This window comes from Plantibacter sp., assembly GCF_059073635.1.
On the sequence record NZ_JCACOF010000010.1, the window covers coordinates 50,527 to 76,934 of the forward strand.

The window sequence follows — 26,408 nt, forward strand, 5'->3', positions numbered from 1 at the left end:
CTACTCCCGACCGGTGAGACTCCAGGCGTCTTCGTCAGAACCGCCCTCGACCTCAGGATAGTCCTGGAACTGGGCCTCGACCGGGTCCGCACCGTAGGGGTCGGGCTCGACGCCGCCGGCAGCGCCGACGACCGGGGCTGCCGCGGCGGCTGTCGAGGCCGCCGCCGCTGGGGCCGGAGCGGCCGAACCGTCGTCCTCGCCGCGCAGACGGGCCAGGACACCCGGCAGCTGCTCCGCGGTGACGAGGACGTCGCGGGCCTTCGAGCCCTCGGACGGGCCGACGATCTCGCGCGACTCCATGAGGTCCATGAGCCGGCCGGCCTTCGCGAAACCGACCCGCAGCTTCCGCTGCAGCATCGAGGTCGATCCGAACTGCGTCGACACCACGAGCTCCGCTGCGGCGAGCAGGAGTTCGAGATCGTCGCCGATGTCCGCGTCGATCTCCTTGCGCTCGGCGACGGCCTGGACGTCCTTCCGGTACTCCGGCCGCGCCTGGTTCGTGACGTGTTCGACGACCCGCTGGATCTCGTTCTCGCCGACCCATGCGCCCTGCACACGGATGGACTTGTTCGCACCCATCGGCAGGAACAGGGCGTCGCCCTGACCGATGAGCTTGTCGGCGCCCGGCTGGTCGAGGATGACCCGGGAATCGGTGACGCTCGTGACGGCGAAGGCGAGGCGCGAGGGGACGTTCGCCTTGATGAGGCCGGTGACGACGTCGACCGACGGACGCTGCGTCGCGAGGACGAGGTGGATACCGGACGCGCGGGCCAACTGCGTGATGCGGACGATGGAGTCCTCGACGTCGCGGGGGGCGACCATCATCAGGTCGGCGAGCTCGTCGACGACGACCAACAGGTAGGGGTAGGGCTTCAGGACGCGTTCGCTGCCCGAGGGGAGGACGATCTCGTTGGCCACGACGGCCTTGTTGAAGTCGTCGATGTGCCGGTAGCCGAAGCTCGCGAGGTCGTCGTACCGCATGTCCATCTCCTTCACGACCCACTGCAGCGCTTCCGCCGCCTTCTTCGGGTTCGTGATGATGGGCGTGATGAGGTGCGGGACGCCCGCGTACGGCGCGAGCTCGACGCGCTTGGGGTCGATGAGGACCATGCGCACCTCGCTCGGCTTGGCGCGCATGAGCAGCGAGGTGATCATCGAGTTCACGAAGACCGACTTGCCGGAGCCGGTCGACCCGGCGACCAGGAGGTGCGGCATCTTCGCGAGGTTCGCGACGACGTAGCCGCCGCCGACGTCCTTGCCGACGCCGATCGTCATCGGGTGGTTGCTGTTCGTGGCCGCCGTCGAGCGCAGGATGTCGCCGAGGGTGACGATCTCGCGGTCGGTGTTCGGGATCTCGATGCCGATGGCGCTCTTCCCCGGGATGGGCGAGAGGATGCGGACCTCGTTGGACGCCACGGCGTAGGAGAGGTTCTTGCTGAGTGCCGTCACCCGCTCGACCTTGACGCCCGGGCCGAGCTCGATCTCGTACTGCGTCACGGTCGGGCCGCGCGAGAAGCCCGTGACCTTCGCGTCGACGCCGAACTGGTCGAGGACGCTCGTGATCGCAGCGACCGCTTCGTCGTTGGCCGCGCTGTGCGTCTTCGCTGGCTCACCCGCCGCCAGGGTCCCTGCGGACGGGAGACGATACGGCGTGTCGTCCTGGCCCTGCTGCGCCATCGGGCGCGCGGAGAAGTCGATCTGGTCGGGTGCACCGAGGAGCGCCGGGTCGAGGTCTTCGATGACCTCGGTCGCGCCGGGGATGCTGTCGTCGTGCAGACCCGTCTGCGGTTTGATCTCGCCCGTGTTGAACCGCTTGACGGCGCTCTCCGCCGCTTCGAGGTCGCCGAGGAGCTCGGAGCCGAAGGCGTCGTGCACCGGAGCGGCCTTTGGCGACGCGGCAGGCACGGCCACCGGTTCGAGCGGCGAGTCGAACCCGCCGGACGGCTTCTCGAGGCCGAGGAGCTCGGTCATGTTGTCGCCCATGAGCGGGTCCTCGAACGTCGGGTCGTCCTCGCGACGGCTCGTGTTGCGACGCCACCACGGCAGTGCCGCCGGCTCGTCGGGTTCCTCGTCGAGGTCGTCGAGTCGCTTCGTCCGCGCGCTCTTCGGCTCCGCGGGCTCTCCTTCTGGTGCCTCCGGCTGCTCGCCGAACATCCAGGTGGAGAACTGCCGCACGCGGGCACCGACGCGGTTCGGGGGCGTCTTGGTCACGATGAAGAGGCTGAGGAGGATCAGGAGCGAGATGAGGACGGTCGCGCCGATCGGGGTGATGATCGCTGCGAGCGGAGCGCCGAGGATCCAACCGAGGAGACCGCCGGCCTGCGCCAGCGCAGGCAGGCCCTGACTCGGGTTCGGCTGGCCGCCGTGGATGTGGCAGAGCGCCGAGATGCTGATGAGAAGCAGACCGAGGCCGATGCTGATGCGGCCGTTGTCGTCGACCGAGGCCGGGTGCCGGAACAGCCAGACCGCGAACACGATCATGATGACCGGGAGCACGAAGGCGAGTCGGCCGAAGAGGCCGCCGAACGACCAGGCGTCGAAGGTCTGGGCGACCGGGTCGGCCGCGCCGAACCACTCGACGACGGCACCGACGACGGCCAGCAGGAAGAGCAGGAAGGGGAAGCCGTCGCGACGGTCCTCCTTGGCGATTCGCTCGGGGCCGAGGGCTCTGACCGCTCCACCGACGCCGTGCGCGAGACCGAGCCACATCGAGGTCAGCACACTGCGCTGCTCCTCGGCGGCCGGATAGGCGACGGTCTTCTGCTGCTTCGTCGTCGACGCGCCCGCCTTGGTGCCGGGCTTGGTGTTCGTCTTCGTGCTCGTGGTGCGCGACGAAGCGCCGCTCGGCGAGGAAGCGCTGCGCGAACGGCTGGTCGAGTTGGAACGTGCGGCCATGCGTTCACGGTACTCGTCGCCACCGACGCAGCCCGGCAAGCTGGCGGGGTGTCCACGATCCGCGATCCGCCGGGCGGTCAGCGCAGATTCAGGACCATCGTGTCACGGGTCCCCCGCCGGTCCACGGTCGCGAACCCCTCGGTGCGGTACAGCGAGACGGCGTGGTTCGCCCGCTCCACGCTCAGGCTGATGCGCTGGTACCCGGCCGCTCTGGCGAGCTGCACGGTCGCGCGGAGCAACTGCCGGCCGACACCCTGGGCGCGGTGGATCGGACTGACCCCCAGGATGAGTTCGGGGACGCCGCCCGCCACGTACCCGAACCCGGGTGCATCGGACGGGAAGAGTCGATACCAGCACGCCCCGACGGGCGCACCGTCCTGCCCGACGGCGACGACCCCGGCGTCGCCGGGGCGACGCCAGCCGTGCACATACCGGGTGTGCTGCGCATCGGCGAGGACGGCGGACCGGGGACGGGGCGCGACGGCGTTCCAGTTCGCCGCCTCGACCATCATGTCGGTGAGGACGCGCACATCAGCCACCGCGGCGTCGCGGATCGAGTAGACCGCCATGGACGGATGGTACGCCACCGGTGTTTCGAGCAGATGACGCGCGAGGGGTCGCCGTCGGTCAGTACCGGATGGCGTCGATCACCTTCACGCGGACGGCGACGAGCGCCGGGAGGAGCCCGGCGATCGCCCCGACGGCCGTGGCACTCACCAGCCCGAGGACCGCCGCCTCGATGGGGAACGGCGGGAAGTCCGTCACGAGCCCTTGACCGATGAACTGCTCGACGATCGGACTCTTCACGACGGCGACGGCGAGCATGACGCCGATGACCCCGGCGACGAAGGTGGCGACGACACTCTCCATCATCACGGCGAAGAACACCCGCGGCGCGGTCGCCCCGAAACTGCGTCGGATCCCGATCTCGCGGATCCGCTGGCGGACGGTGACGAGCGAGAGGTTGATCAGCCCGAGGGCTCCGAGCAGGAGGATGAGCCCGGCGACCGCGCCGACCACGAGCTTCAACGACAGGAGCGGGTCCTCCCCCGTCTGGCCGAAGTCGTTGCGGAACACGTCGACGCTGTACGCGTCACCGAGTTCGGCACGCAGGTCGGACTGGATCCGCTGGGTGAAGGCCTCGGCGTCCGCGTTCGGGACCCAGAACTCGAACTGCGGCAGCTGACCGGGCTGCCCCATGCCCTCCTCGGCGCCGGACACCGGACCGATGAGCGCCGTCCCCGCGGGCAGGATCGACAGCTGCGGTTCGGTGTCCCACTCGTTGCTCGCGTACACCCCGACGATCACGGCCGTGACCGGGTGCTCACCGTGGACCGTGACCGTGGGGTGCGTCTCGATGGGTGGTGAGCCCAGGCGCTGCCAGAACGCCGGGTTCACGACGATCGCGGGTGCGAGGCGGTCGCCGTCGTCCTCCTGGAACCAGGCGCCCTCGTCGAGTCTGATGCGGTGCATCTCGCCGTATGGGACGTCGACGACGGTGGACTGCACCGGCACGGTCCCGTCGGCGAACTGCACGTTCAACTGGGTGCTGCCGGATTGCGAGACGTACCCGATGCCGTACCGCTCGGCGAGGTCGTGCACCGCCGTGATGTAGGTCTCCGGGTCGGGTTGCTCCGTTCCGGTGCCGTAGGCCGACGCCATGAGCGTGGCGGGCCGGCCGCCGTAGCGTTCCTGCGACTCGGTCTGGGCCTGCGCCGCGAGCGACGACATGCCGACCATGCTCGTGAGGGCGCACACCGCGACGCCGACGCCGATGAGCGAGAGGATGACCCGGCCACGATGGATCCGCAGCTCCTGGGCGGCCTCGACGACCGCTCCGACGATCGAGGTCAGGATCCTAGACATCCGCTGCCTCCAGTTCGTGATCGGGGGTGAGCACGCCGTGGTCGAGACGGTGGTGGGTCGTCGCGAGTCGGGCGATCGCCCGGTCGTGGGTGATCGTCACGAGGGCGGCGCCCGTGGAGGTCGCCACCTCGTCGAGCAGGGACATGACGGAGGTGCCGGTCTCGACGTCGAGAGCGCCGGTCGGCTCGTCCGCGAGGATGAGCCGTGGCCCGCGGACGAGTGAGCGCGCGATCGCGACGCGCTGCTGCTCGCCGCCGGACAGTTTCGTCGGCATCGCATCGAGGCGGTCACCGAGTCCGACGCGTTCGAGCATCGCGGCGGCGATCTCGCGGCGACGCCAGAACGAGCGTCCACTCGCGTAGAGGAGCGGCGTCGTGACGTTCTCGAGCGCGGTCCGGCCCGGCAGGAGGTTGAACTGTTGGAAGACGAAACCGATCTGGGCTCCGCGCAGGCGGTCGCGCGCACCGGACCCGAGACGCTCCGCCGGCCGGCCGTCGAAGACGAGCGATCCGGAGGTCGGCTTGTCGAGCAGGCCGAGCAGGTTCAGGAGCGTCGACTTGCCCGAACCCGACCGACCGACGATGGAGACGCGATCGCCCTCGTGCACCTCGAGGTCGACGCCGTCGAGGATCGTCAGCGGCGGCGCATCGGGGATCTGGACGACCCTGGTGACCCCGCGGAGTTCGAGGAGCGTCACCCGACCGACCCGTCGCAGGCCATGCTGCCGTCCGGAAGCGTGGTGCACCCTTCGGGCGCGGGTGCGACGGCTCCAGGGACGAACTGGAGCACCGAGTCGCCTTCGGCGACACCGTCGACGATCTGCACCTGCTGTCCGTCGTTCAGTCCCAGCGTGACCGGCCGTTCCTCCTGCGCACCGTCGGCGCCGACGACCCAGACGGTCCCGGTCCCGGCCGAACCCTTGACCGCGGTCGTCGGGAGCACGAGGACGTTCTCGGCGACGCCGCCCGCGAGTTCGATCGTCGCGGCGAGTCCGGCGAAGACCCGGACGTCACCGGGCACCGCGCAGGTGACGGCGGTTCCGCCGGCACCGGGTGTCTGCCCGGATCCACCACCCGTCGTCGGCTCCTCCTCGTCGCCACCGCTCGACGGCGTCGTGACGCGCACCGCCGGACAGACGAACGGGGCCGGGCCGCCGTTGATGGTGACCGTCGCCTCGCCGGGGATGGTGAGCAGACGGTACTGTTTGTCGGCGCTCAACGCCCCGGTGATCGAGAACGTGGCCGGTGACACCTGCGCCACCGCGTCGCCGATCTGCACCGACTGCCCGTGGATGAGCTTGACGTTGCCGAGGGTGCCCGCGACCGGCGCGGTCACCTGCACGTACCGCTCCTTGCCTTCCTCGTCGATCGTCTTGACGTCGAGGATGGGATCGCCCTCCGCGAGGACGGCCCCCTTGGCCGCGAACACCTCGTCGACGGTGCCGGCGACGGTCGACTTCGCCGTGCTGGCCGGGTCGGCGACGACCTGGCCCTCCACCGAGACGGTGTTGACCACGGTGCCGAGGGCCGCCTGGACCTGTGGTTCCACGAGGCTCCCGGTCGGCTGCGTCGGCCCCTCCTCCTGCGGTGCGTCCGGGAAGAACGCGACCTTCACGAGCGCCACCGCGATCGCGGCGAAGACGAGCAGTTTCAGAATGGGGAACACCCAGGTGCGGACAATGCCCACGCCGACCTCCGGAATCCACCGCAGTCGGAGTGACGAGCGGCCATAGGGGATTCCAAGGTAGCAACGCGGAAGGCGGCCGGACATCACCCTCGCGAATGATGTTCGACCGCCTCCTGGCGGGTGGGACCGAGCGGACCCGACCCGTGATCAGGCCTCGATGACGAGCGGGACGATCATCGGGCGGCGACGGAAGGACGTGTTGACCCAGCGGCCGACGGTCCGACGGATCACCTGCGACAGCGCGTGCGTGTCGCGGACGCCGTTCTCCGCCGCCTCGGCGAGTGCCTTGGCGACCTTCGGCTTGATGTCGGCGAAGACCTTGTCATCCTCGGCGAAGCCCTTCGCGTGCACCTCGGGGCCGGAGATGATGTGCCCGGTCTTCGAGTCGACGACGACGATGACCGAGATGAAGCCCTCCTCCGCCAGGATGCGACGGTCCTTGAGGTCGGCGTCGGTGATCTCGCCGACGGTCGAGCCGTCGACGTAGACGAGCCCGACGTCGAGCTGGCCGACGACCTTCGCGACGCCGTCCTTCAGGTCGATGACGATGCCGTCCTCGCCGATGAAGGTGTTCTGCGCCGGGACACCGCTGTCGATCGCGAGCTTCTGGTTCGCGACGAGGTGACGGTACTCGCCGTGGACCGGGAGCACGTTCTTCGGCTGGAGGATGTTGTAGCAGTAGAGCAGCTCACCGGCGGCTGCGTGACCGGAGACGTGGACCTTCGCGTTGCCCTTGTGGACGACGGTGGCGCCGAGCTTCGTCAAGCCGTCGATGACCCGGTAGACCGCGTTCTCGTTGCCCGGGATGAGGCTCGAGGCGAGGATGACGGTGTCGCCCGGGCCCGGCTCGATCGCGTGGTCGAGGTTCGCCATCCGACTGAGGACGGCCATCGGCTCGCCCTGTGACCCGGTCGACATGTAGACGATCTTGTCCTCGGGGAGGTCCTTCGCCTTCTTGTAGTCGATGAGCAGGCCCTCGGGGACGTTCAGGTACCCGAGGTCGGCTGCGATCCCCATGTTGCGCACCATGGAACGACCGAGGAACGCGACCCGGCGGCCGTGGGCGTGAGCCGCGTCGAGGACCTGCTGGACGCGGTGCACGTGACTCGAGAAGCTCGCGACGATGACACGGCGCTCGGACTTCGCGATGACCTGGTCGAGGACCGGCCCGATGGACCGCTCGAGCGGTGTGAAGCCCGGCACGTCGGCGTTCGTCGAGTCGACGAGGAAGAGGTCGACGCCTTCTTCACCGAGGCGGGCGAAGGCGCGGAGGTCCGTCAGGCGGCCGTCGAGCGGCAGCTGGTCCATCTTGAAGTCACCGGTCACGAGGACGGTGCCGGCGTCGGTGTCGATGAACACCGCGAGCGCGTCCGGGATCGAGTGGTTGACCGCGACGAACTCGAGGTCGAACGGCCCCAGCGCCTCGATCTGGCCCTCCTTCACCGGCAGGGTGTAGGGGACGATGCGGTGCTCCTTGAGCTTCGCCTCGATGAGCGCGAGCGTCAGGCCGGAACCGATCAGCGGGATGTCCTTGCGGAGCTTCAGGAGGTACGGCACGGCGCCGATGTGGTCCTCGTGACCGTGCGTGAGCACGACGCCGACGATGTCGTCGAGCCGGTCCTTGATGGAGGTGAAGTCGGGCAGGATCAGGTCGACGCCCGGCTGGTGCTCTTCGGGGAAGAGCACGCCGCAGTCGACGATCAGGATCTTGCCGTCGATCTCGAAGCAGGTCATGTTCCTGCCGATCTCGCCGAGTCCTCCGATGGGGATGACGCGGAGCGTCCCCGGCTCGAGGACTGGCGGATCGATGATGGTATTGGGCATGTAGCCCCCCTCTGGTTTGTCTAGCGAGTCGTACCGGCGACCTTGGGCAGCGCGCCACCGGCGGCGGCGTTGCGGTCTGGCCGGAAGTTGCGGAAGTCGACGCCTGGGATGTCCTTCACCAGGTCGATCTCATCCTCGATCTGCGCGGCCTCCCACTCCTCCGGACCGACCAGCGGAAGACGTACCCGCGGGCTCTGGATCCGGCCGAGGCCGTGCAAGATGTATTTGGCGGCGACGGTGCCGGGGACGTGGGTCATGACCGCGCGCACGAGGGGCTCGAGCTGCCGGTGCGCCGCGGTGGCCGCGGCGAGGTCGCCGGAGTTCACCGCGTCGACCATGTGTCGGTAGGGCGTCGGCGCGATGTTGGCCGTGACGCCGATGAGGCCGGTGCCACCGATGGCGAGCGTCGGCAGTGCGTTGGCGTCGTCGCCCGCGAAGTACATGAGGTCCGTCTGGTTCATGACCCGGCTCACCTCGCTGAGGTCGCCCTTGGCGTCCTTCACCGCGAGGATGTTCGGGTGCTTGGCCGCACGCAGGATCGTCTCGTAGGTGATGGGGATGCCGGTTCGCCCCGGGATGTCGTAGAGGATGACCGGCAGATCCGTGGAGTCGGCGATCATGCGGAAGTGGGTGAGCACGCCGGCCTGGGTGGGCTTGTTGTAGTACGGGGTGACGATCATGTTGCCGTCGGCACCCGCCTGCTCGCTCTTCTTCGCGAGCTCGATCGCGTGGGCCGTCTCGTTGGATCCACCACCGGTGATGATCTTCGCGCGCCCGCCCGCGACGGCTTTGCCGACCTCGACGAGCTTGACCTTCTCCGGGTCCGTCAGCGTGGACGTCTCACCCGTGGTGCCGGTGACGACGATGCCGTCGGCCCCCGCGGTCACGACGTCGTCGATGTGTCGCTCGACGGCCTTCCAGTCGACCTCGCCGTCGGCGGTGAACGGCGTCACCAGGGCGACGAGGACTTGACCGAAGGGGTTCTCTGCACGCGACACCCTCTCAGGCTATCGGGTTTCCCTCTTGCGGGTCACCACCCGCACGGCCGTCACCTCGCGTCACACGGGCTCAGGGACCGGCACCCGGAACCTATGCTGACGGACACCATGTCCCCGCTGCCCGCCCTCTCGCTGATCCTCGTCCTCGTTCTGTCCGCGACGGCGGTGGGTCTGGTCGTGCGTGCACGGAGCGGGCGTGCGTCGCACCGCACCGACGGGGACCGACTCTCGTCGGCGGCACTCGGGACGACCACTCCGCTCGGCCGATCGGCCACCCTGGTGCAGTTCAGCACCGAGTTCTGTGCCCAGTGCCCCGGGACCAGACGACTGCTGCACGAGCTGGCCGACGGGGAGGCGGGCGTGGGCGTCCTCGACGTCGATCTGACCCACCGTCCCGACCTCGCGGACCGCTTCTCCGTCCTGCAGACGCCCACCGTCCTCCTCCTCGACCGCGCCGGGATCGTGCGCGGTCGGTTCTCCGGGGCCGCACGCCGTGCGGTGCTCGCCGGCGAGCTCCGATCCGTCCTCGGGAGACCAGCATGACCTCGAACCCGCCAGCAGCACAGCCGACCGGCATCGACCCGCGCAGCCCGCGGTTCGGTGCGACCGTCACCGCCGTGCTCCTCCTCGTCGCCGTCTTCCTCGCGCTGACGGCGCCGTTCGCCGACACGCTGGCCGCGCGGGCAGGCCAACCGGCCTTCGTCCTCCTCATCGTCATCGCGGCGCTGTTCGCGTGGGGCGCGTTCGCCGGGATCCGACGTCACCCGTACGGTGTCGTCTTCCGGCGCCTCATCCGTCCGAGGCTCGGCCCGCCCGTCGAACTCGAGGCACCCGAACCACCGACCTTCGCGCAAGGCGTCGGGCTGGTGGTGGTCGCGATCGGACTCGTGCTGCACCTCATCGGGTTGCCGGGATCCCTCGTCGTCTCCGCCGGTGCAGCGTTCGTCGCCGCCTTCCTCAACGCGGCGTTCGGGTTCTGCCTCGGCTGCCGCCTGTATGTGCTCCTCCTCCGCGCCCGCGTCGTCGGACGACAGGCGTGACGGTGGCCTGCAGCACCTGACGACACCGTTTGTCGACGGGGTGACCACCCAGGTCGATCCGGTTAGGCTGACCCCACGAACACCAGCGCCGATGCGCTCCTGCACGGCCCGACGATGGAGGTTGCACCATGGCGGTAACAAGCGAAGCCACGACGGTCTGGAACGGCACGCTCTTCGAGGGATCCGGGCACACGAGCCTCGACACCTCCGAGGCGGCCGAGTTCGCCGTCGACTGGAAGGCACGCTCGGAGGGATCCAACACGACGACGACCCCCGAGGAACTGCTCGGGGCTGCTCACGCCTCCTGCTACTCGATGGCGTTCGCCAACGAACTCACGAGCGCCGGATTCCCGCCGGAGCGCATCCAGGCGACCGCGGCGGTCTCCTTCACCCCCGGCACCGGCATCACCGGCAGCCACCTGCTCGTCAGCGCGGTCGTACCCGGCATCTCCGAGGCCGACTTCGAGCGCATCGCCACGGCGGCGAAGGAGGGTTGCCCGGTCTCGCAGGCGCTCGCCGGCATCCCGATCACCCTCGAAGCCAGCCTCGCGTAACCACCACCGTCCAGCAGCACGAGCAGGAAGGCGACGCGCATGCGCATCGTGATCGGCGGAGCCTCCGGGCTCATCGGAACGGCGCTCGGGCGCTCCCTCGAGACCGACGGCCATGACGTCGTCCGGCTCGTACGACGTCCGGCGCGTGGTGCCGGAGAAGCGGAGTGGGATCCGCTGGCAGGCGTGCTGGATCCAGCGGTCCTGAGCGGCGCCGACGCGGTCGTCAACCTCTCCGGTGCCTCCCTCGGCAAGCTGCCGTGGACGGCGGCCTACCGGTCCACGATCCTCTGGTCACGACTCAGCGCCACCCGGACACTCGTCGACGCCATGAACCGGGCGGAGCAGCCACCGGCCGCCTTCCTCAGTGGTTCGGCGGTCGGGTACTACGGCGACCGTCCCGGAGAGACCCTCACGGAGGACTCCTCCAGAGGGGCCGGATACCTCGCCGACGTCGTCGTCGCCTGGGAGGACTCGGCGCTCGCGGCGCCCGACGCCGTCCGCACCGTGCTGCTCCGCAACGGTATCGTCGTCGACCTGGCAGGCGTGCTCAAGCCGCTGGCACCGCTCACCCGGTTCGGGGTCGCCGGTCCGCTCGGTTCGGGCCGCCAGTTCTGGCCGTGGATCGGGCTGCAGGACGAGGTCCGGGCGATCACCCACCTCCTGACCTCGACGCTCTCCGGACCGGTGAACCTGTGCGGTCCGCAGGCCGCCCGTGCCGACGACCTCATGTTCGAGCTCGCCAGACGGATGAACCGGCCCTATCTGCTCCGCGTCCCGAAGTTCGCCCTCAAGGCGCTCCTCGGCGACGCCGCCGACGGACTGCTGCTGAGCGATCAGCGCGTCGAACCTCGTCGGCTCCTGGACGACGGCTTCACGTTCAGCACGCCGACCGTCGAGCAGGCGTTGGCCGAAGCACTCGCCCGGGACTGAACGACGGGACGCCGCCGCTCCGGTCAGCTCCGCGAGAGCCGGATCGCCTGCCGGATGGCCTGCCGTGCTCGGCGGCGGTCTCCGGCACCGTCGTAGACGAGTCCGAGGCGGTACCAGGATCGCCAGTCGTCGGGAGCGGCCTCGGCCGCGTCACGGTACTTCGGGAACAGCTCGTCTGCGGCATCACGCATCGGCCGGCCGCTCTCGCGGGTCTCGACCTGCTCGGGCGGAAGGCCGCCCTCGGCCTCGAGGCGGACGCCGAGGCGCTCGGCGCCCAACCCGAAGGCGATCTCGCGCCAGAGCGCCCAGACGCCGAGGATCGGCAGGACGACGAGCGCCGCACCCATGGCGATGCCGACAGGTTCGCCCGTGCCGAGGAGGACGACGGCACGGTACCCGACGAGGACGATGTAGAGGACGAGCAGGGCCGCGATGATCGCGACCATGACGCGGGTCTTCACAGGGCGCTGGCCGCCGCGGCTTGGCCGGAGACGTGCTCGGGCGCCCCCTGGGCGGGCCGCCGACCCGCCGGCCCTGGGCGATCGAGTCCGAGGTCGAGCAGACTGTCGAGACCGACGGTGACCCCCTGGGCGTCGCGGGCGGCCACGAGGGCGAGCCGGATGCCCCGCTCGTAGGACGCGGGCGAGATCGTGTCGTGCGTGATCGTGACGAGTTCGTCGACGCCACCGAACACGACCTCCTGGCGGGCGACGACACCCTGGAGCCGCAGGCTGTGGATCGGGATGCTCGAGACCTGCTGTCCCCTCGCCCGCTGGTCGGTGTGCGGAGCGGCGACGGGCCCACGGTCGCCACGAGCGGCCATCATCAGCTCGGCGGTGCGCACGGCGGTCCCGGAGGGCGAGTCCACCTTCGTGTCGCGGTGGGACTCGATGATCTCGATCGAGTCGAAGAAGCGGGCCGCGACGGTCGCCAGACTCGTCGACAGGACGGACCCCAGCGAGAAGTTGGGGATGATGACGACGCCCTGCTCGGGCAGCTCGGCGAGCCGGCGGTCGAGTCGCTGGATACGCTCGGCCGACCAACCGCTCGTCCCGACGAGCACGTTGATGCCCTGAGCGACGGCGTGGTCGACGATCCGCTGGCTGACACCCGGGACCGTGACGTCGACGACGAGGTCCGCCCCGTCCATCTCGCTCAGCTCGCTCGACGAACCGAGCGACGCGACCAGCTCGAAGTCGTCGAGTGAACCGATGATGCTGGTGAACAGTCGGCCCATCTTGCCGCTCGCGCCGGCCAGCGCCACTCGTGTCGTCATGCCCTCAGCTTACGTGTTGCCCGCGCGCGCCGTCCTCGGGCGGAGGCCTGCCGATCTGCTCCCCCGCCGCCGACTAGACGATGTGCGGCTCGGGAAGACCCGTGCGGAGCTCCATGGGGAGGTGCGCGAGGTCGTTGTGGGTGATGAGGCTCCACGGACGCCCGGCGCGCTGGTGCAGCACCGTCAGTCCGCCGTTGGCCTGGTTGATGCTCACCCAGCGCCATGCGGGCGCCTGGAGCGCCTCGCGGACGAGCCACCCGATGACGAAGTTGTGCGTGATGAGCAGCTCGTGATGGTCACCGCGCTTCGGCGAGAGGAACTCGGCGGCGGCGTCGGCCATCTGCGCCTCGCCCGCCTCGATCTCCGCTTCGGTGATCGAGCCGAAGAAGGGGTCGAACGCCGACGGCGTCTCCGGTGTGCGACCGCTCGGGACGCAGTCGAAGAGCAGTGACGACGGCTCCGGTGTGACGGCCGGCATCCGCTCGGCGATGATCTGGGCGGTCTCCGCGGCACGCTGCAACGGCGAGTGCCACGCCGCGGTCATCGGGACACCACCGAGGCGCTCCGCGAGCAGCTGTGCCTGACGCCGACCGCGTGCCGACAGTGGTCCGTCGGGCAAGCCGTGCTCAGCGTGTTGCTGCTCGCCGTGTCTGACGAGATACAGGTAATGGGACATTCAACGCACCCCCGCGATGATCGGAGCGAAGGTGTCCTCGTCGACGGCTCCGACCGCCGACACCGTGATGGGCTGCGCGGCGAGGTGCTGCGCGAGCTGCTGGACGTCGTCCTGACCGACGGACTGCAGGCGACGGATGCTCTCGTCGAGGTCGATGAACTCGCCGAGGGTCAGCTCCGCTCGACCGAGGCGGCTCATACGCGAGTCCGAATCCTCCAGCGCCAGCGCCGAGGCGCCGCTCAGCTGGCCGAGCGCGCGCGACAACTCCTCGTCCGTCACGCCGTGCTCGGCGAGCCGGTGGAGCTCGGCGAGCATGAGCTCGGCCACGGTCGCCGCCTTCGCCGTGGAGCAGGCGGCAGCGAGGCCGAAGACGCCGGCGTCCGAGTAGCTGCCGGCGAACGAGTACACGGAGTAGGCGAGCCCGCGCCGTTCTCGGATCTCCTGGAACAGGCGGCTGGACATGCCGCCGCCGAGGATGGAGTTGAGCATGCTCATGGCGAATCGTCGCTCGTCGCCCGCGATGAGGCCCGCTCCGCCGATCTGCAGGTGGACCTGCTCGGTGGGTCGGTGCACGACCGAGAGCGGCGATCCGCCGACGACGGCAGCAGGAGCGAGGGTCCGACGCGCGACCGGTGCGGCCACCGCGTCCGCCGGCCAGCCCGCTTGCACGAGCGCCCCCGACACCTGGGCGACGAGCGCGTCGTGGTCGACGGCGCCGGCCGCCGTCACGATGACGTCGTTCGCGCGGTAGTTGGCTCGGTAGTGCGCCACGACGGCGTCCCGGCCGACCTCGATGATCGACTGCGGGTGACCGCCGATGGGACGCCCGAGCGGGTGCTCGCCGAGCACGCGCTCGAAGAACCGTTCGTTGGCGACGTCCCCTGGATCGTCGTCCATCATCGCGAGCTCTTCGAGGATGACGCCGCGTTCGTTCTCGAACTCCTCCGGGTCGAGCAGCGAGGAGGTGAGCATGTCGGTGATGACGTCCACCGCCATCGGCAGGTCGCGATCGCGCACCTTGGCGTAGTAGCAGGTGTGCTCCTTGGCCGTGAGCGCGTTGTGCTCGCCGCCGACGGCGTCGAAGGCGACCGCGATGTCGAGGGCGGAACGCGACGGCGTGCCCTTGAACAGGAGGTGCTCCAGGAAGTGCGTCGAGCCGAAGGTCGCCGGTCGATCGGCGGTCGCCGGTTGTTCGTCGCGGGAGCCGACGGCCACCCAGTAGCCGATCGTCGCGCTGCGGCTGCCCGGCATGTGTTCGCTCAGGATGCGCAGCCCGTTGGGCAGGACCGTCCGGCGGACGAGCGCGTCCCCGGATGCGGTGAACGCGAGCTCGGGACGAGTGAGCGGAAAGTCGACGGCGGCGTTCATCACCCCAACCATACGTCAGGTTCCCGGGCGTCGCGCGCGAGCGACCGTGCGCAGGCGACCGCCGGTCGACTCAGCGCAAGCGACCGGAGACGCGGTCGAGCTCGAGGATCTGCCCGCGGCTCAGCCGCACGTCGGCCGCCGCGATGAGCGAGTCGACGTGAGCCGGCTGGGACGCGCTCGCGATGGGCGCGACGACGCCGGGACGTGACATGGCCCAGGCGAGCGCCGCCGAGGCGACCGTGCAGCGGTTCTCCTCCGCGATCTCGTCGAGGACGTGCAGGACCCGCAGTCCACGGCGGTGGAGATGGGTCGCGGCGCGACTGCCGCGGGTGCTCGGGTCGAGGTCGGAGCGAGTGCGGTAGCGGCCCGTCAGGAAGCCGTTCGCGAGGGCGAAGTAGGGCAGGACACCGAGGTGCTGGGCCGTCGCGACGAGCGCGAGGGTGCTCTCGTACGGCTCCCGGTGCATGAGGCTGTAGTGCGTCTCGAGCGCGACGAACTGGGTGAAGCCGCTCGCCGAGAGGATCCGCGCCTCCATCAGCCGTTCAGGGGTCGTGTTCGAGGTGCCGAGGTAGCGGACCTTGCCGGTCTCGATCAACCAGTCGACCGTCCCGAGGCTGTCGGCCAACGGGATGCTCGGGTCGTCGTCGTGGAAGGACAGCAGGTCGATGTGGTCGGTCTGCAACCGTTCGAGCGCCGCCTCGACCGCGCGGATGATGCTCACCGAGCCGAGACCCGGGTAGTCGGGGTGCCGGCCGATCTTCGTCGCGACGACCATGTCGTCCCGGTTGCGGCGCTTCCGCATCCAGTTGCCGATGAGGATCTCGCTGCGTCCGCCCGCGTAGCTGTCGGCGGTGTCCACCATGTTGCCGCCGGAGTCGTGGAACCGGTCGAGGATGTCCGATGTCGTGTCGGGGTCGACGGTCCACCCGAACACGCTGCCGCCGAGCACGACCGGGAAGACCGACAACTCGGAGTCGCCGATCGTGCGCCTCGGTGCCTCAGAGGGCTCGGGGTCCTGGACGGGCGTCGGGAAGGACGGGTGCGGGACGAGCTGCTCGGGACGCCGACTCGCGTCGTCGTCGACGCCGTCCGCTGCTCCGCCGACGAGAGAACTGCCACGGGTGCTCGACGAGCGCCAGAGGTGTGGCATCCCCTGCCCCTCTCTCGGTCCGCCGACCGGTGACGCGCTGCACCGTCGGGATCCGTGCGTGGAGCGACGGGCCGGTGCTTGCTCACCAGGCTAGAGGAGACCGGCGACTTCGGCTGGACGACATCACGACCGGGTGGCAACTGATTCGTAACGATTCCGCGTTCCACCCGGGGCGGCCTTTCGACGGGGCGACATCACCGTTCCTTGAAGTACCGGAAGAGCTGCTCCTCCTTCGTGAGCGCTACCCCGCCGATCACTCCACAAAGGACGGCGGGCACGGCGACCACGGCTGGTCGGATCGCGATCCCAGCGACCACTCCAAGGCCTTCCTGGGGCGCGATCTCCAGGAGCAGCAGGATGGCGGACACCGCCATCACTGCAGCGCCGACGGCCCAGCAGAGTGTTTCGCAGACGAGTTGCAGCACCTGCGACCCGACCGGCACCCCTGCATGACGCGCGGATGCCAATTCGATGCGGCGGGTTCGGGTCGCGACGAACCCGATTGCGGCGGCGATGACGATTCCGACGAGCGGCGCGAATCGAGAGAGACGCTCGGCGTACCGCGCGGCGCCGTCGAAGTGAGCGCCGAGCGTGCTGTTGAGCTGCGCGAGCCGGGGCGGCGATGCATCCGTTGCCCCAGCCCCTGGGAGGAGGACGGTGCGCAGCGCATCGGTCGACGATTGCGACTGCGGCCAGGTGTCGATCCAACATTCGTCGAACGGTCCGATCGCCGCTGTCGGAGCAATGAGCGCGTATCCGAGGCCAGGCCGGCGGCCGTCCTCCGCGGAGGTAAAAACGGCTCCGACCTCGACCGTGCCGCTCATCAACGGGAGCTTGTCACTGGCATCGAGTTCGAGGGCATCTGCGAGCGCGGCCGAGACGAGCACGCCACGGTGGGGGCGCGGCGTATCGAGCGCAACGAAACCGGAGAAACCCGGACTGGCCTCGAACGTCGGTACGGACGAACTCGGAAGCGCCAGCAGGCGTTCGTTCTCAGTCGACGGCCTCATGGCTCCCGCAGCGTCGATGCCTGGGATCGTCGTGAGCCGGTCGCAGGCTGGCCCGTCGATCTGTTGGGGGGCGATGTAGACCAGGGTCGCCCCACCCGCACGTCGGTAGACGTCGGCAGCAGTCAGGAGTTGGGACATCGTGCCGATCTCAGCCAAGCCCAGCACAAGGACGACGGCGAACAACACACAACCGAGCATCGTCGCCTTCGTCGTGCCGGACTGCACGTCGAGCGCTGCTTCTCGGAGGGTCGATGCCCACCTCATCGCGCTGCACCGAGTGCGATCTCGTCAGTGCATGCATCGCGCGTGCGCTCATCGTGCGTCGCGATGACGACGATGGTCCCGTCGGATGCGATCGACCCGATCGCCTCGTTCACTGAGACGGCCGTGCGCTGGTCCAGCTGAGCGGTCGGCTCGTCCACTAGCAACAGGTGGGGATGCGTCGCAAGTGCGCGGGCGAGCATCAGGCGCTGCGCTTCCCCGCCCGAGAGGTGTCGAAACTGACGCAGGCTGACTGCGGCGAGACCCACCGTCTCCAGGTCGGCGAACGCGCTCTGCCAAGCATGGTCGTGATCCGCGCCGCGCGCGAGGTAAGGGAGCGCGACGTGGTCGAGAGCAGTCCGTCTCGCAACTCCGTGCGGATTCTGGAACACCCAACTGGTCACCGCGACGTCCTCGCGCACGATCACACCCTTCGTCGGGCGCAGCCAGCCGGCGAGCAGACTGAGCAACGTGCTCTTGCCCGAACCGGATGGCCCGGTCACCGCGTACACGCACCCCGGTACCAAGCGGAACGAGAGGTCTTCAAACAGCCAGTCGCCCTGTGGGAAGCGCAGGGACAGGCCCTCGGCCGTCAACCGCATGGTCGACCGGGAGGGAGCCGAACATCGACTACCACGACCTCGGCGTCTGCTGGCACAACGACGTAGCTCTGACCGAGACCTGATCCGACGACCTCGACGACGACGGTGTGACCGGCACTGGAGATACACCCCGTCGAACCGTCTAGTCCGAAGACCGCAGCGGGTGGCACGGTGGTCACCGTCACCGGCGATGCGAGCTCAAGGTCGACGATGAAGTCCGTGCCATCGTCCGCTGCAACCCAGGCTGCGAATTCAGACGACCGGCCGAGCTCGTGAAGTGCTGCAGGATCCGCGATGGCCCCCTGATCGTCCACCGCAACCCGGACTTCGCCGGCGACGATGACCCGTGGGCCAGGAGCGAGCGTGTCAGGTAGCGCGGCGACACGTGCATTGGCGATGACCGGCGGCGCAACGAACAGCGCGTCATCCGGCGCGACGGATGCACCGAGAACTGTCGGACAGCTCGTGATCGCCGTCGCAGGTGCGGGGATCCAGACGAACGCCTCCCGAGGTATGACGCTCCAGTCGCTGCTGTCCACGCCGTTGCGCTCCGCGAGGTCGCGAGCCGCGCGCAGGGTCAGAGGGCCGAACTCGCCGTCGGCATCCAGCGAGTAGCCCAGTCGATTCAGCTCGGTTTGGAGGCCTCTGACATCGCTTCCGACGGAGTCCGGTCCGAGGTCCCGCCACAGCGGCGCGCCCGACGCGAGGTAGACCAGGGACCGCCCGTTGATCGCTATGCCCGATTCACCGGACTGCGCCTCGCCGCCGACTGCGCAGCTCGTCCGCGTGATGAATCCGCCTACCGGCGTGACGATCTCACCCTGCGACTGGGTCTCAAAAGCGAGCGTGACGCTGCGTACGTCGAGGTACTTCGTACTGGTCACGGGTACCTCGCCTACCGGGACCGCCCCGCCGATCGCCGGCGGCGCAGCCTCGGGACGAGCGACCCCGACGACCGTCACCCCGAGGAGAGCTCCCAGCACGAGCAGCGAGGGGATCATGAGCCACACGGACGGCGGAAGCCGACGACGAGCGCGGTCGTCATTCAAGGAGACCCAATGGGTCGCGGATGCAGGACCCGAACACTGGGTCATCGTTGTCGAATGGGAGTGATTCCTGCTTCGCATCTGAGGCGAGGTCCTCGCCGGAGTACCCGGGTTCGACGAGCCCCGCATCGACCAGACATGCCGCGATAATGGCGTCTTCATCGCGCGCATCCGGATTGCGGGCAAGATCGCGGCGCAGACTGCTGACCGCGTAGAAGTCCGGCGTGCACGCGTCCAGCGCTGCGTCCGAAGCGGCGTCCGGCTTCGGCATGTCTGGGAGCGCGATCGCGCCGTACGCATCGTCGAGCGTCACCCTCACTCCCCTGTCCTGCATGCAGCCGATAAACGCGTCGCTGGTCTCCGCCCATTCGGCGTCGGAGATCGCACCATCCTCGAGGATCGCTCGGACAACGTCACTGCCAGCTCGATATGTGTCCGCGAACTCCGACGCCCACGGTCCCGTGAACTCCGGCACGTCTCCGGCACTCCCGGCAACGATGTCTGACGGTCCGAAGTCTGCGGCGCACCCGTTCGACGCAAACAACATGAGCGCTGCGAATACGGGGACGGTCCAGAGCCTACGCATTGCGGTAGGAGTAACCCGTCGCACCATCCCAACACAGCTGCTGTTTGGACCACTGCCCGGCGCGAGCGGGATTCCCGAGATGTGTACTCGACCCGAACGAAACGTGCACGATATTCAGGCACGTGGCGTTCTTCCCCTGCCACATGCTCAGATTGTCGACCCTGCAGGCAGCCTGCGCTGGAGCCGCAGCAGTCAGCGATACGCCCGTGACCAGAGCCGCCATCGCGACAAGACCGAACAGCTTCTTTTTCATCTCAACCCCCGTTGTTCCTGAAACGGCAGCCTATTGAGATAGGCCGCCGTCGGCCCGATTTCGAGCCAGGTCCAACATATCCAAAATATAAGATATGAGCAGTCGGCATTTGTGGGGGACGGGGCAAGGCTCAGCTCCCAGAAACCTCCCCGGCACGCGCGAGAAGTGCGCGTGCGTGCCTGAGGAGCGGCTCGTCGACCATGCGCCCGGCATGCCGGAAGGCGCCGATGCGGTCGGCGGCAGCCGCCAGTAGCTCCCTCGCCGCGCGCACTGCCTCGGGGTCCGGACGGTAAGCGGCCTGGATGATCGGGACCTGCGCGGGATGGATGCACGCCGTCGCGACGAAGCCGACCGCACTCGCATCCTCCGCCTCTACCGCAAGCGACGCTTGGTCATTGAGGTCGAGATGGACGGCATCGATCGCGGCGACACCGGCGGCCCCCGCTGCGAGCAGGACGTGCGATCGAGCGGCGCCCACGACGTCGCGGTAGCGTCCGTCAGCGCGCCTGCTGCTCGTGCCGCCGAGTGACGCCACCAGGTCCTCAGCGCCCCACATCACGGCGACGACCGAGTCGATGCGCGACGATCGATTCGGCGCGCACGACTCCGGCGGCCGTCTCGCATAGCGCGACGATCGCAACCCCCGGCAGGGCGCGGGCCAGGTCGTCGAGCTGCGCGACGCTCTCGGTCTTCGCGAGCATCACCGTTCGATAAGCCGTTGTCGCCACGGCGGCGACGTCGGCCGCGAAGTCCGGGCCATCCGCTGGATTCACCCGCACGATCGTCAGGAGCGGGTCCAACGGATGCTCCACCATCGCTCCGCGACCGATCGCCTTGCGCGCCGCATCGACGGCGTCCTCGAGATCGAGGATGACGGCATCCGCGCGCTCGGCCGCTTTCGCGAAGCGGTCCGGACGGTCCGCTGGGACGAAGAGGATCGCCGGCCCCAGGTCGAACGCCGCGGCGCCGGTCACGATGCACCCGAGCACTGGACGAGCGTGCTCCTGGTCGCGGTCGCGACGACGACGCCGTCCTGGTTCCGACCCGTGTGGAGCAGGGTGACGACACCCTCGCCCGGCCTTGACGACGACAACCGTTTGGCCGTCACGAGCGTCTCGGCGTACAGCGTGTCGCCGTGGTGCATCGGGTTCGGGAAGGCGATGTCGGTGAAGCCCAGGTTCGCGACGATCGTCTGCTCGGTGAGCTGCGCGACCGACAGCCCCACGAGCGTCGAGAGGGTCAGCATCGAGTTCACGAGCCGTTCCCCGAAGGGCCCGGTCGCAGACCACGCGGCATCCACGTGCAGTGATTGCCCGTTCATCGTGAGGGTCGAGAACAGGACGTTGTCGGCTTCCGTGAGGGTGCGCCCGGGGCGATGGCGGTAGGTCGCACCCACCACGAACTCCTCGAAGTACAGACCTCGCTGCTCGATCACGGGGCCGGACGACGTCTCGGACGAATCGGTCATCATGACCTCACGACGCGAAGCCGAGTTCGCGGGCGATGATCATGAGCTGCACCTCGGTGGTGCCCTCACCGATCTCGAGGATCTTCGAGTCCCGGTAGTGCCGCGCCACCGGGTTCTCGTTGAGGAACCCGTAGCCGCCGAAGATCTGGGTCGCGTCGCGGGCGTTGTCCATCGCGGCCTCCCCGGCGACCATCTTCGCGATGGAGGCCTCCATCTTGTAGGGCGCTCCCCGGAGCATGCGCGACGCGGCGTCGTAGTAGGCCTGCCTGGCGGTGTGGACCCGCGCCTGCATCTTCGCGATCCGGAAGGCGATCCACTGGTTGTCACCGATCGCCCGACCGAACACGACCCGCTCCTTGGCGTAGCGGATCGCCTCCTCGAGGCAGCCCTGGGCAGCTCCGACGGCGAGCGCGGCCACGGCGATCCGTCCACCGTCGAGCGCCGTGAGGAAGTTGGCGTACCCGCGCCCGCGTTCGCCGAGCAGGTTGCCCTCCGGCACGCGGACGTCCTCGAACCGCAGCGGGTGGGTGTCGGAGGTGTGCCACCCGACCTTGTCGTAGGGCGGTAGCGCGGTGAAGCCCGGCGTCGGGACCGGCACGAGGATCGACGACAACTCCTTCGTCACCCGGCCGTCGGATCGGACCCGCTCCCCCGTGACGGCCGTGACCGTCACGAGACTGGTGATCTCGCTCCCGGAGTTGGTGATGAACTGCTTCGTGCCGTTGATCACCCACTCACCGTCGACGAGCTCGGCGGTGGTCTCCGTCGCGCCTGCATCACTGCCGGCACGCGCCTCGGTGAGGCCGAACGCGGCGAGCGCCTGCCCGCTCGCGAGCTGCGGGATCCATTCCTCGCGCTGGGCGTCGGTGCCGTACAGGTAGATCGGCATGGCTCCGAGGCCGACGCCGGCCTCGAGGGTGACGCCGATGCTCTGGTCGACGCGTCCGAGCTGCTCGACGGCGAGGCAGAGCGCGAAGTAGTCCATCCCCCCGCCGCCGAGTTCCTTCGGGAACGGCAGCCCGAAGAGTCCCAGCTCCCCCATCTGCGCGATGATGTCGTACGGCAGACGCCGTTCCGTGTCGTACTGATAGGCGGCGGGCGCGACGACCTCGTCGGCGAACGCCTTGACCGTGTCGACGATCCGCTGGTGCTCGGGGCTGAGCTCGGTGTTCATGCTGATGCTCCGTTCGTGGGTGCTGCATCGGTTGGGGCTGCGTTCAGGTGTGCTGCGACGGGGTCTGCGGCGATCGTCGCGACCGACTGACGGGTGGCGACCGTGCCACCCGTGGCGACGTGGAGGGTGACCGTGCCGTCGGTCGTGGCGGTGAGGAGGTGCTCCATCTTCATCGCTTCGACGGTGACCAGCGGCTGACCGGCGGTGACGGCGTCGCCGCTCGTGACGTGCACGGCCGTGACGGTGCCGGGCATCGGCGTCCGCACCTCCGGATCGACCGCACCGGCCGCAGTCGGATCCCCGCCGGCTGGGAGCGCCTCACGCGGGACCACCTCGACCACACTGATGGCACCGTCGAGCGCGATCCATCGTTCGTCCCCCACGCGGACGGTCTCCAACGGGGTGCTGACACCGTCGTGCTCGAACCGCAGGGTGCCGTCCGACCGGCTGAGGACCGCGGCCCGGGTCGGTGCCGCGTCATCGACGGAGACGCTCGCGTCGTCGCTCGACCCACGCACCTCGATGCGGACGATGCGTCCGTCCTCACGACGCAGGTGCTGTCGCGTCGGTGCTGCCGCGCCGAGGCGCCACCCACCCGGATCCGACCACGGCGTCCCGAGTCCGGCGGTCCGCGCTGCGGCCTCGAATCGTCGGTCGTCCGTTTCGGCGAGCGCCACTGCGGTCAGGACCCGCTCGGATGTCGCGGCGGACGGGCTGTCGTCGAGCAGGTCGGCGATGAGACCGGTGTGCAGTCGTCCCGCGACGACGTCCTCGTCGGCGAGGAGCCGCCGGAGGAAGCCGAGGTTCGTGCGGACACCGAAGACCACCGTCGCCGCGAGCGCTGCGTCGAGTCGCCGGAGCGCGGTCTCGCGATCCTCGGCCCAGCACACGATCTTCGCGAGCATGGGGTCGTACCAGGGGCCGACGAACTGCCCGGCGACGATGCCGCCGTCGACGCGGACGCCCGGCCCCTGCGGCAGACGCACCCGCTCGAGCACCCCGGTCTGGGGCAGGAAGCCGCTCGACGGGTCCTCCGCGTACAGCCGTGCTTCCACCGCGTGACCACGCAGGACGACGTCGTCCTGCGTCATCGTCAGCGGTTCACCGGCGGCGACGCGCACCTGCCACTCCACGAGGTCGAGCCCCGTGACGAGCTCGGTGACCGGATGCTCCACCTGCAACCGCGTGTTCATCTCGAGGAAGGCGAACTCGTCGGGTCGGTCGTCGGCGACGAGGAACTCGACGGTCCCCACCCCTCGGTAGCCGACGCTCCGGGCGACCGTGCAGGCCGCCTCGCCGAGTCGCGCCCGCTGCCGGTCGTCGATGAGCGGCGACGGGGACTCCTCCACCACCTTCTGGTGCCGACGCTGGAGCGAGCACTCGCGCTCCCCGAGGTGCACGACCGCACCGTGGGCGTCCGCGAGCACCTGCACCTCGATGTGCCGGGGTCTCGTGACGAACCGCTCGAGGAGGAGCGTGGCGTCGCCGAAGGCCGCCTCGGCCACCCGGTGCGCGGAGGCGATGGCCGATGGGAGCTCCTCGGCGCACTCCACCACCTGCATCCCCTTGCCGCCGCCACCACCCGCCGGCTTGACGATGAGCGGGAAGCCGATGGCGACGCCGGCACGGACGAGTGCGTCGTCGTCGAGCGAGGCGTCGGCGACGCCCTCGATGATCGGGACGCCTCGAGCCGCGACGTGCTCCTTCGCCCGGATCTTGTCGCCCATGAGGACCAGGGCGCGCTCGTCCGGTCCGATGAAGACGATCCCGGCAGCGGCGAGCGCCCTCGCGAGCGCGGGTTGTTCGGACAGGAAGCCGTAGCCCGGGTGCACCGCCTCGGCCCCGGTCGCGACGGCGGCTCGGACGACGGCGTCGACGTCGAGATAGCTGTCCGAGGCCGGCGCGGGTCCCAGACGGACGGCGCGGTCCGCGAGCCGGACATGCGGGGCGTCGCGGTCAGCGTCGCTGAAGACCGCGATGCTCTCGATGTCCATCGCTGTGAGCGTGCGGATCACGCGACAGGCGATCTCGCCGCGGTTCGCGACGAGGACGGAGCGGAAGGGACGCGCGGATGCGTGGCCCGGCCGGTTCGGTGTCTGGATCGTCATGCCGTCACATCCTGAAGAGGCCGAAGCCGGGTTCTGGCAGGGGCGCGCGGGAGCACACCTCGAGCGCGAGTCCGAGGACCGTGCGGGTCTGGGCGGGATCGATGATGCCGTCGTCCCAGAGCCGCGCGGTCGAGTAGTACGGGTTGCCCTGCTCCTCGAAGTCGGCGAGGATCGGCGCCCGGAAGTCATCCTCCGCCTGGGCGGTCCACACCTCACCGCGAGCCTCGAGCTGGTCGCGCTTGACGGTCGCGAGCACGCTCGCCGCCTGCTGTCCCCCCATGACGGAGATGCGCGCGCCCGGCCACATCCAGAGGAACCGGGGGTCGTAGGCCCGGCCGCACATGGAGTAGTTGCCGGCGCCGAACGAACCGCCGATCACGACCGTCAGCTTCGGCACCCGGGTGGTCGCGACCGCGGTGACCATCTTCGCGCCGTGCTTGGCGATGCCTCCGGCCTCGGCGTCACTGCCGACCATGAAGCCCGAGATGTTCTGGAGGAACAGCAACGGGATGCCGCGCTGGTCGGCGAGCTCGATGAAATGGGCGCCCTTCAGGGCCGACTCGCTGAAGAGGACGCCGTTGTTCGCGATGATGCCGACGGGGTGCCCGTGCACCCTCGCGAACCCGGTCACGAGGGTGTCGCCGTACTCGCGTTTGAACTCCGAGAAGTCACTGCCGTCGACGAGCCGCGCGATCACCTCACGGACGTCGTAGGCCGTCTGCAGCTCCGCCGGCACGACGCCGTACAGCTCTGCCTCCGGGACGACCGGCGGCACGCTGGGACGCACCTCCCACGCGCGCGGGTGGGGCGCCGGCAGCGTCGCGACCGCATCCCGGAGGATGTCGAGCGCGTGCGCGTCGTCATCGGCGAGGTGGTCCGTGACCCCCGACACCCGGGCGTGGAGGTCGCCGCCGCCGAGTTGCTCCGGCGTCACGACCTCGCCGATCGCGGCCTTCACGAGGGGTGGACCACCCAGGAAGATCGTGCCCTGGCCACGCACGATCACGTTCTCGTCGCTCATGGCGGGGACGTACGCACCTCCGGCGGTGCAGGACCCGAGTACGGCGGCGAGTTGCGGGATGCCGGCCGCCGACATCCTGGCCTGGTTGAAGAAGATCCGGCCGAAGTGGTCCCGATCGGGGAAGACCTCATCCTGCGTCGGGAGGTTCGCTCCCCCGGAGTCGACGAGGTACAGGCACGGCAGTCGGTTCGCGGCCGCGATCTCCTGGGCCCGGAGGTGCTTCTTCACCGTCATCGGGAAGTACGAGCCGCCCTTCGCGGTCGCGTCGTTCGACACGACGAGCACATGTCGTCCGTGGACGAGGCCGATCCCGGCGATGACCCCGGCGCCGGGAGTCGCGTCGTCGTACATGCCGTGCGCGGCCAAGGGCGCGATCTCGAGGAAGGGGCTCCCCTCGTCGAGCAGACGGTCGACCCGATCGCGCGGCAGCAGCTTCCCCCGGGCGACATGCCGCGCCCGCGACGCCTCCGGTCCGCCCAGGGCCGCGGTCGCCATCGTCTGCTCGAGCACCGTCACGAGCGTCCCGCTGCGCCGCCTCCTGCTCGCGGAATCGGGCTGAGGTGGGATCGGCACCGCTCGTGAGGGTGGGCACTCGGGCTCCTGTCGTCGTCGACCG

Annotated in this window: 24 protein-coding genes and 1 pseudogene; 4 read left to right on the forward strand and 21 right to left on the reverse strand. The window is 69.4% G+C overall.

Translation table 11 applies throughout. The features are described from left to right. The 7 genes from AC5JOC_RS12485 to dapA form a co-directional block, all read right to left on the reverse strand. Positions 1–2,895 (reverse strand): FtsK/SpoIIIE family DNA translocase, encoded by a 2,895-nt coding sequence (locus AC5JOC_RS12485; protein WP_494246511.1) that lies wholly within the window; start codon positions 2,893–2,895, stop codon positions 1–3. Positions 2,896–2,972: 77 nt separating this feature from the next. Further along, positions 2,973–3,464: a GNAT family N-acetyltransferase gene (locus AC5JOC_RS12490; RefSeq protein WP_079707090.1), complete on the reverse strand. Its 492-nt coding sequence runs from the start codon at positions 3,462–3,464 to the stop codon at positions 2,973–2,975. 58 nt (positions 3,465–3,522) lie between these two features. Further along, entirely contained in the window at positions 3,523–4,761 is a 1,239-nt protein-coding gene (locus tag AC5JOC_RS12495; RefSeq protein WP_192006555.1) for an ABC transporter permease, read from the reverse strand. After that, the gene (locus AC5JOC_RS12500) at positions 4,754–5,458 is read right to left on the reverse strand and encodes an ABC transporter ATP-binding protein (protein WP_079707092.1); all 705 of its coding nucleotides are present in this window, start codon (positions 5,456–5,458) and stop codon (positions 4,754–4,756) included. Before AC5JOC_RS12500 ends, AC5JOC_RS12495 begins: the two co-directional genes overlap by 8 nt. Then, positions 5,455–6,447 (reverse strand): efflux RND transporter periplasmic adaptor subunit, encoded by a 993-nt coding sequence (locus tag AC5JOC_RS12505; RefSeq protein ID WP_124769515.1) that lies wholly within the window; start codon positions 6,445–6,447, stop codon positions 5,455–5,457. The genes AC5JOC_RS12500 and AC5JOC_RS12505 overlap by 4 nt, the downstream gene beginning before the upstream one ends. Before the next feature lie 147 nt (positions 6,448–6,594). Further along, positions 6,595–8,271, reverse strand: coding sequence for a ribonuclease J (locus AC5JOC_RS12510; protein WP_064294449.1), 1,677 nt, complete (start codon positions 8,269–8,271; stop codon positions 6,595–6,597). A gap of 20 nt (positions 8,272–8,291) precedes the next feature. Beyond that, a complete protein-coding gene (dapA, locus tag AC5JOC_RS12515; protein ID WP_124769516.1) occupies positions 8,292–9,269 on the reverse strand; it encodes a 4-hydroxy-tetrahydrodipicolinate synthase in 978 nt (325 codons plus the stop codon). Positions 9,270–9,377: 108 nt separating this feature from the next. Here dapA and AC5JOC_RS12520 point away from each other — a divergent pair, with 108 nt between their 5' ends. The 4 genes from AC5JOC_RS12520 (at position 9,378) to AC5JOC_RS12535 (ending at position 11,793) form a co-directional block, all read left to right on the forward strand. After that, entirely contained in the window at positions 9,378–9,812 is a 435-nt protein-coding gene (locus tag AC5JOC_RS12520) for a thioredoxin family protein (protein WP_411558500.1), read from the forward strand. Then, entirely contained in the window at positions 9,809–10,309 is a 501-nt protein-coding gene (locus tag AC5JOC_RS12525; protein WP_494246512.1) for a DUF4395 domain-containing protein, read from the forward strand. Before AC5JOC_RS12520 ends, AC5JOC_RS12525 begins: the two co-directional genes overlap by 4 nt. A 128-nt stretch (positions 10,310–10,437) precedes the next feature. After that, positions 10,438–10,863 carry an OsmC family peroxiredoxin gene (locus AC5JOC_RS12530; protein WP_079707096.1) on the forward strand — a complete coding sequence of 142 codons (426 nt, stop codon included), beginning with the start codon at positions 10,438–10,440 and terminating at the stop codon, positions 10,861–10,863. A 39-nt stretch (positions 10,864–10,902) separates the two neighbouring features. Further along, entirely contained in the window at positions 10,903–11,793 is an 891-nt protein-coding gene (locus AC5JOC_RS12535; RefSeq protein ID WP_124769520.1) for a TIGR01777 family oxidoreductase, read from the forward strand. Positions 11,794–11,816: 23 nt separating this feature from the next. Here the strand turns inward: AC5JOC_RS12535 and AC5JOC_RS12540 are convergent, their stop codons facing one another. The 14 genes and pseudogenes from AC5JOC_RS12540 to AC5JOC_RS12605 all read right to left on the reverse strand — a co-directional run bounded on the left by AC5JOC_RS12540 (position 11,817) and on the right by AC5JOC_RS12605 (position 26,287). Beyond that, positions 11,817–12,239, reverse strand: a complete 423-nt coding sequence (locus AC5JOC_RS12540) for a hypothetical protein (RefSeq protein WP_197977658.1) — start codon at positions 12,237–12,239, stop codon at positions 11,817–11,819. Between the two features lie 11 nt (positions 12,240–12,250). Then, a complete protein-coding gene (gene dapB / locus AC5JOC_RS12545) occupies positions 12,251–13,069 on the reverse strand; it encodes a 4-hydroxy-tetrahydrodipicolinate reductase (RefSeq protein WP_159879073.1) in 819 nt (272 codons plus the stop codon). 73 nt (positions 13,070–13,142) lie between these two features. Further along, positions 13,143–13,745 carry a histidine phosphatase family protein gene (locus tag AC5JOC_RS12550; RefSeq protein ID WP_071262315.1) on the reverse strand — a complete coding sequence of 201 codons (603 nt, stop codon included), beginning with the start codon at positions 13,743–13,745 and terminating at the stop codon, positions 13,143–13,145. Beyond that, positions 13,746–15,113: a M16 family metallopeptidase gene (locus tag AC5JOC_RS12555; RefSeq protein ID WP_124769523.1), complete on the reverse strand. Its 1,368-nt coding sequence runs from the start codon at positions 15,111–15,113 to the stop codon at positions 13,746–13,748. 70 nt (positions 15,114–15,183) lie between these two features. After that, positions 15,184–16,263, reverse strand: coding sequence for an aldo/keto reductase (locus tag AC5JOC_RS12560; RefSeq protein ID WP_079002693.1), 1,080 nt, complete (start codon positions 16,261–16,263; stop codon positions 15,184–15,186). 194 nt (positions 16,264–16,457) lie between these two features. Next, a complete protein-coding gene (locus AC5JOC_RS12565; RefSeq protein WP_494246513.1) occupies positions 16,458–17,498 on the reverse strand; it encodes a hypothetical protein in 1,041 nt (346 codons plus the stop codon). 35 nt (positions 17,499–17,533) lie between these two features. Next, the gene (locus AC5JOC_RS12570; protein ID WP_159879079.1) at positions 17,534–18,136 is read right to left on the reverse strand and encodes an ATP-binding cassette domain-containing protein; all 603 of its coding nucleotides are present in this window, start codon (positions 18,134–18,136) and stop codon (positions 17,534–17,536) included. Continuing rightward, positions 18,127–19,137, reverse strand: coding sequence for a peptidoglycan-binding domain-containing protein (locus AC5JOC_RS12575; RefSeq protein WP_494246514.1), 1,011 nt, complete (start codon positions 19,135–19,137; stop codon positions 18,127–18,129). The genes AC5JOC_RS12570 and AC5JOC_RS12575 overlap by 10 nt, the downstream gene beginning before the upstream one ends. Before the next feature lie 40 nt (positions 19,138–19,177). Next, the gene (locus AC5JOC_RS12580) at positions 19,178–19,768 is read right to left on the reverse strand and encodes a hypothetical protein (protein WP_192006565.1); all 591 of its coding nucleotides are present in this window, start codon (positions 19,766–19,768) and stop codon (positions 19,178–19,180) included. Between the two features lie 383 nt (positions 19,769–20,151). Then, positions 20,152–20,995 (reverse strand): annotated as a pseudogene (locus AC5JOC_RS12585) (HpcH/HpaI aldolase/citrate lyase family protein). Continuing rightward, positions 20,992–21,489 (reverse strand): MaoC family dehydratase, encoded by a 498-nt coding sequence (locus tag AC5JOC_RS12590; RefSeq protein ID WP_079707383.1) that lies wholly within the window; start codon positions 21,487–21,489, stop codon positions 20,992–20,994. The pseudogene AC5JOC_RS12585 and the gene AC5JOC_RS12590 overlap by 4 nt, the downstream one beginning before the upstream one ends. A gap of 7 nt (positions 21,490–21,496) precedes the next feature. Beyond that, positions 21,497–22,663 (reverse strand): acyl-CoA dehydrogenase family protein, encoded by a 1,167-nt coding sequence (locus AC5JOC_RS12595; RefSeq protein WP_159879087.1) that lies wholly within the window; start codon positions 22,661–22,663, stop codon positions 21,497–21,499. Further along, on the reverse strand, positions 22,660–24,771 hold the full coding sequence (locus AC5JOC_RS12600) for an acetyl/propionyl/methylcrotonyl-CoA carboxylase subunit alpha (RefSeq protein WP_494246515.1): 2,112 nt from the start codon (positions 24,769–24,771) through the stop codon (positions 22,660–22,662). The genes AC5JOC_RS12595 and AC5JOC_RS12600 overlap by 4 nt, the downstream gene beginning before the upstream one ends. Before the next feature lie 4 nt (positions 24,772–24,775). Then, positions 24,776–26,287 carry a carboxyl transferase domain-containing protein gene (locus AC5JOC_RS12605; RefSeq protein ID WP_494246883.1) on the reverse strand — a complete coding sequence of 504 codons (1,512 nt, stop codon included), beginning with the start codon at positions 26,285–26,287 and terminating at the stop codon, positions 24,776–24,778. Positions 26,288–26,408: the final 121 nt, after the last annotated feature.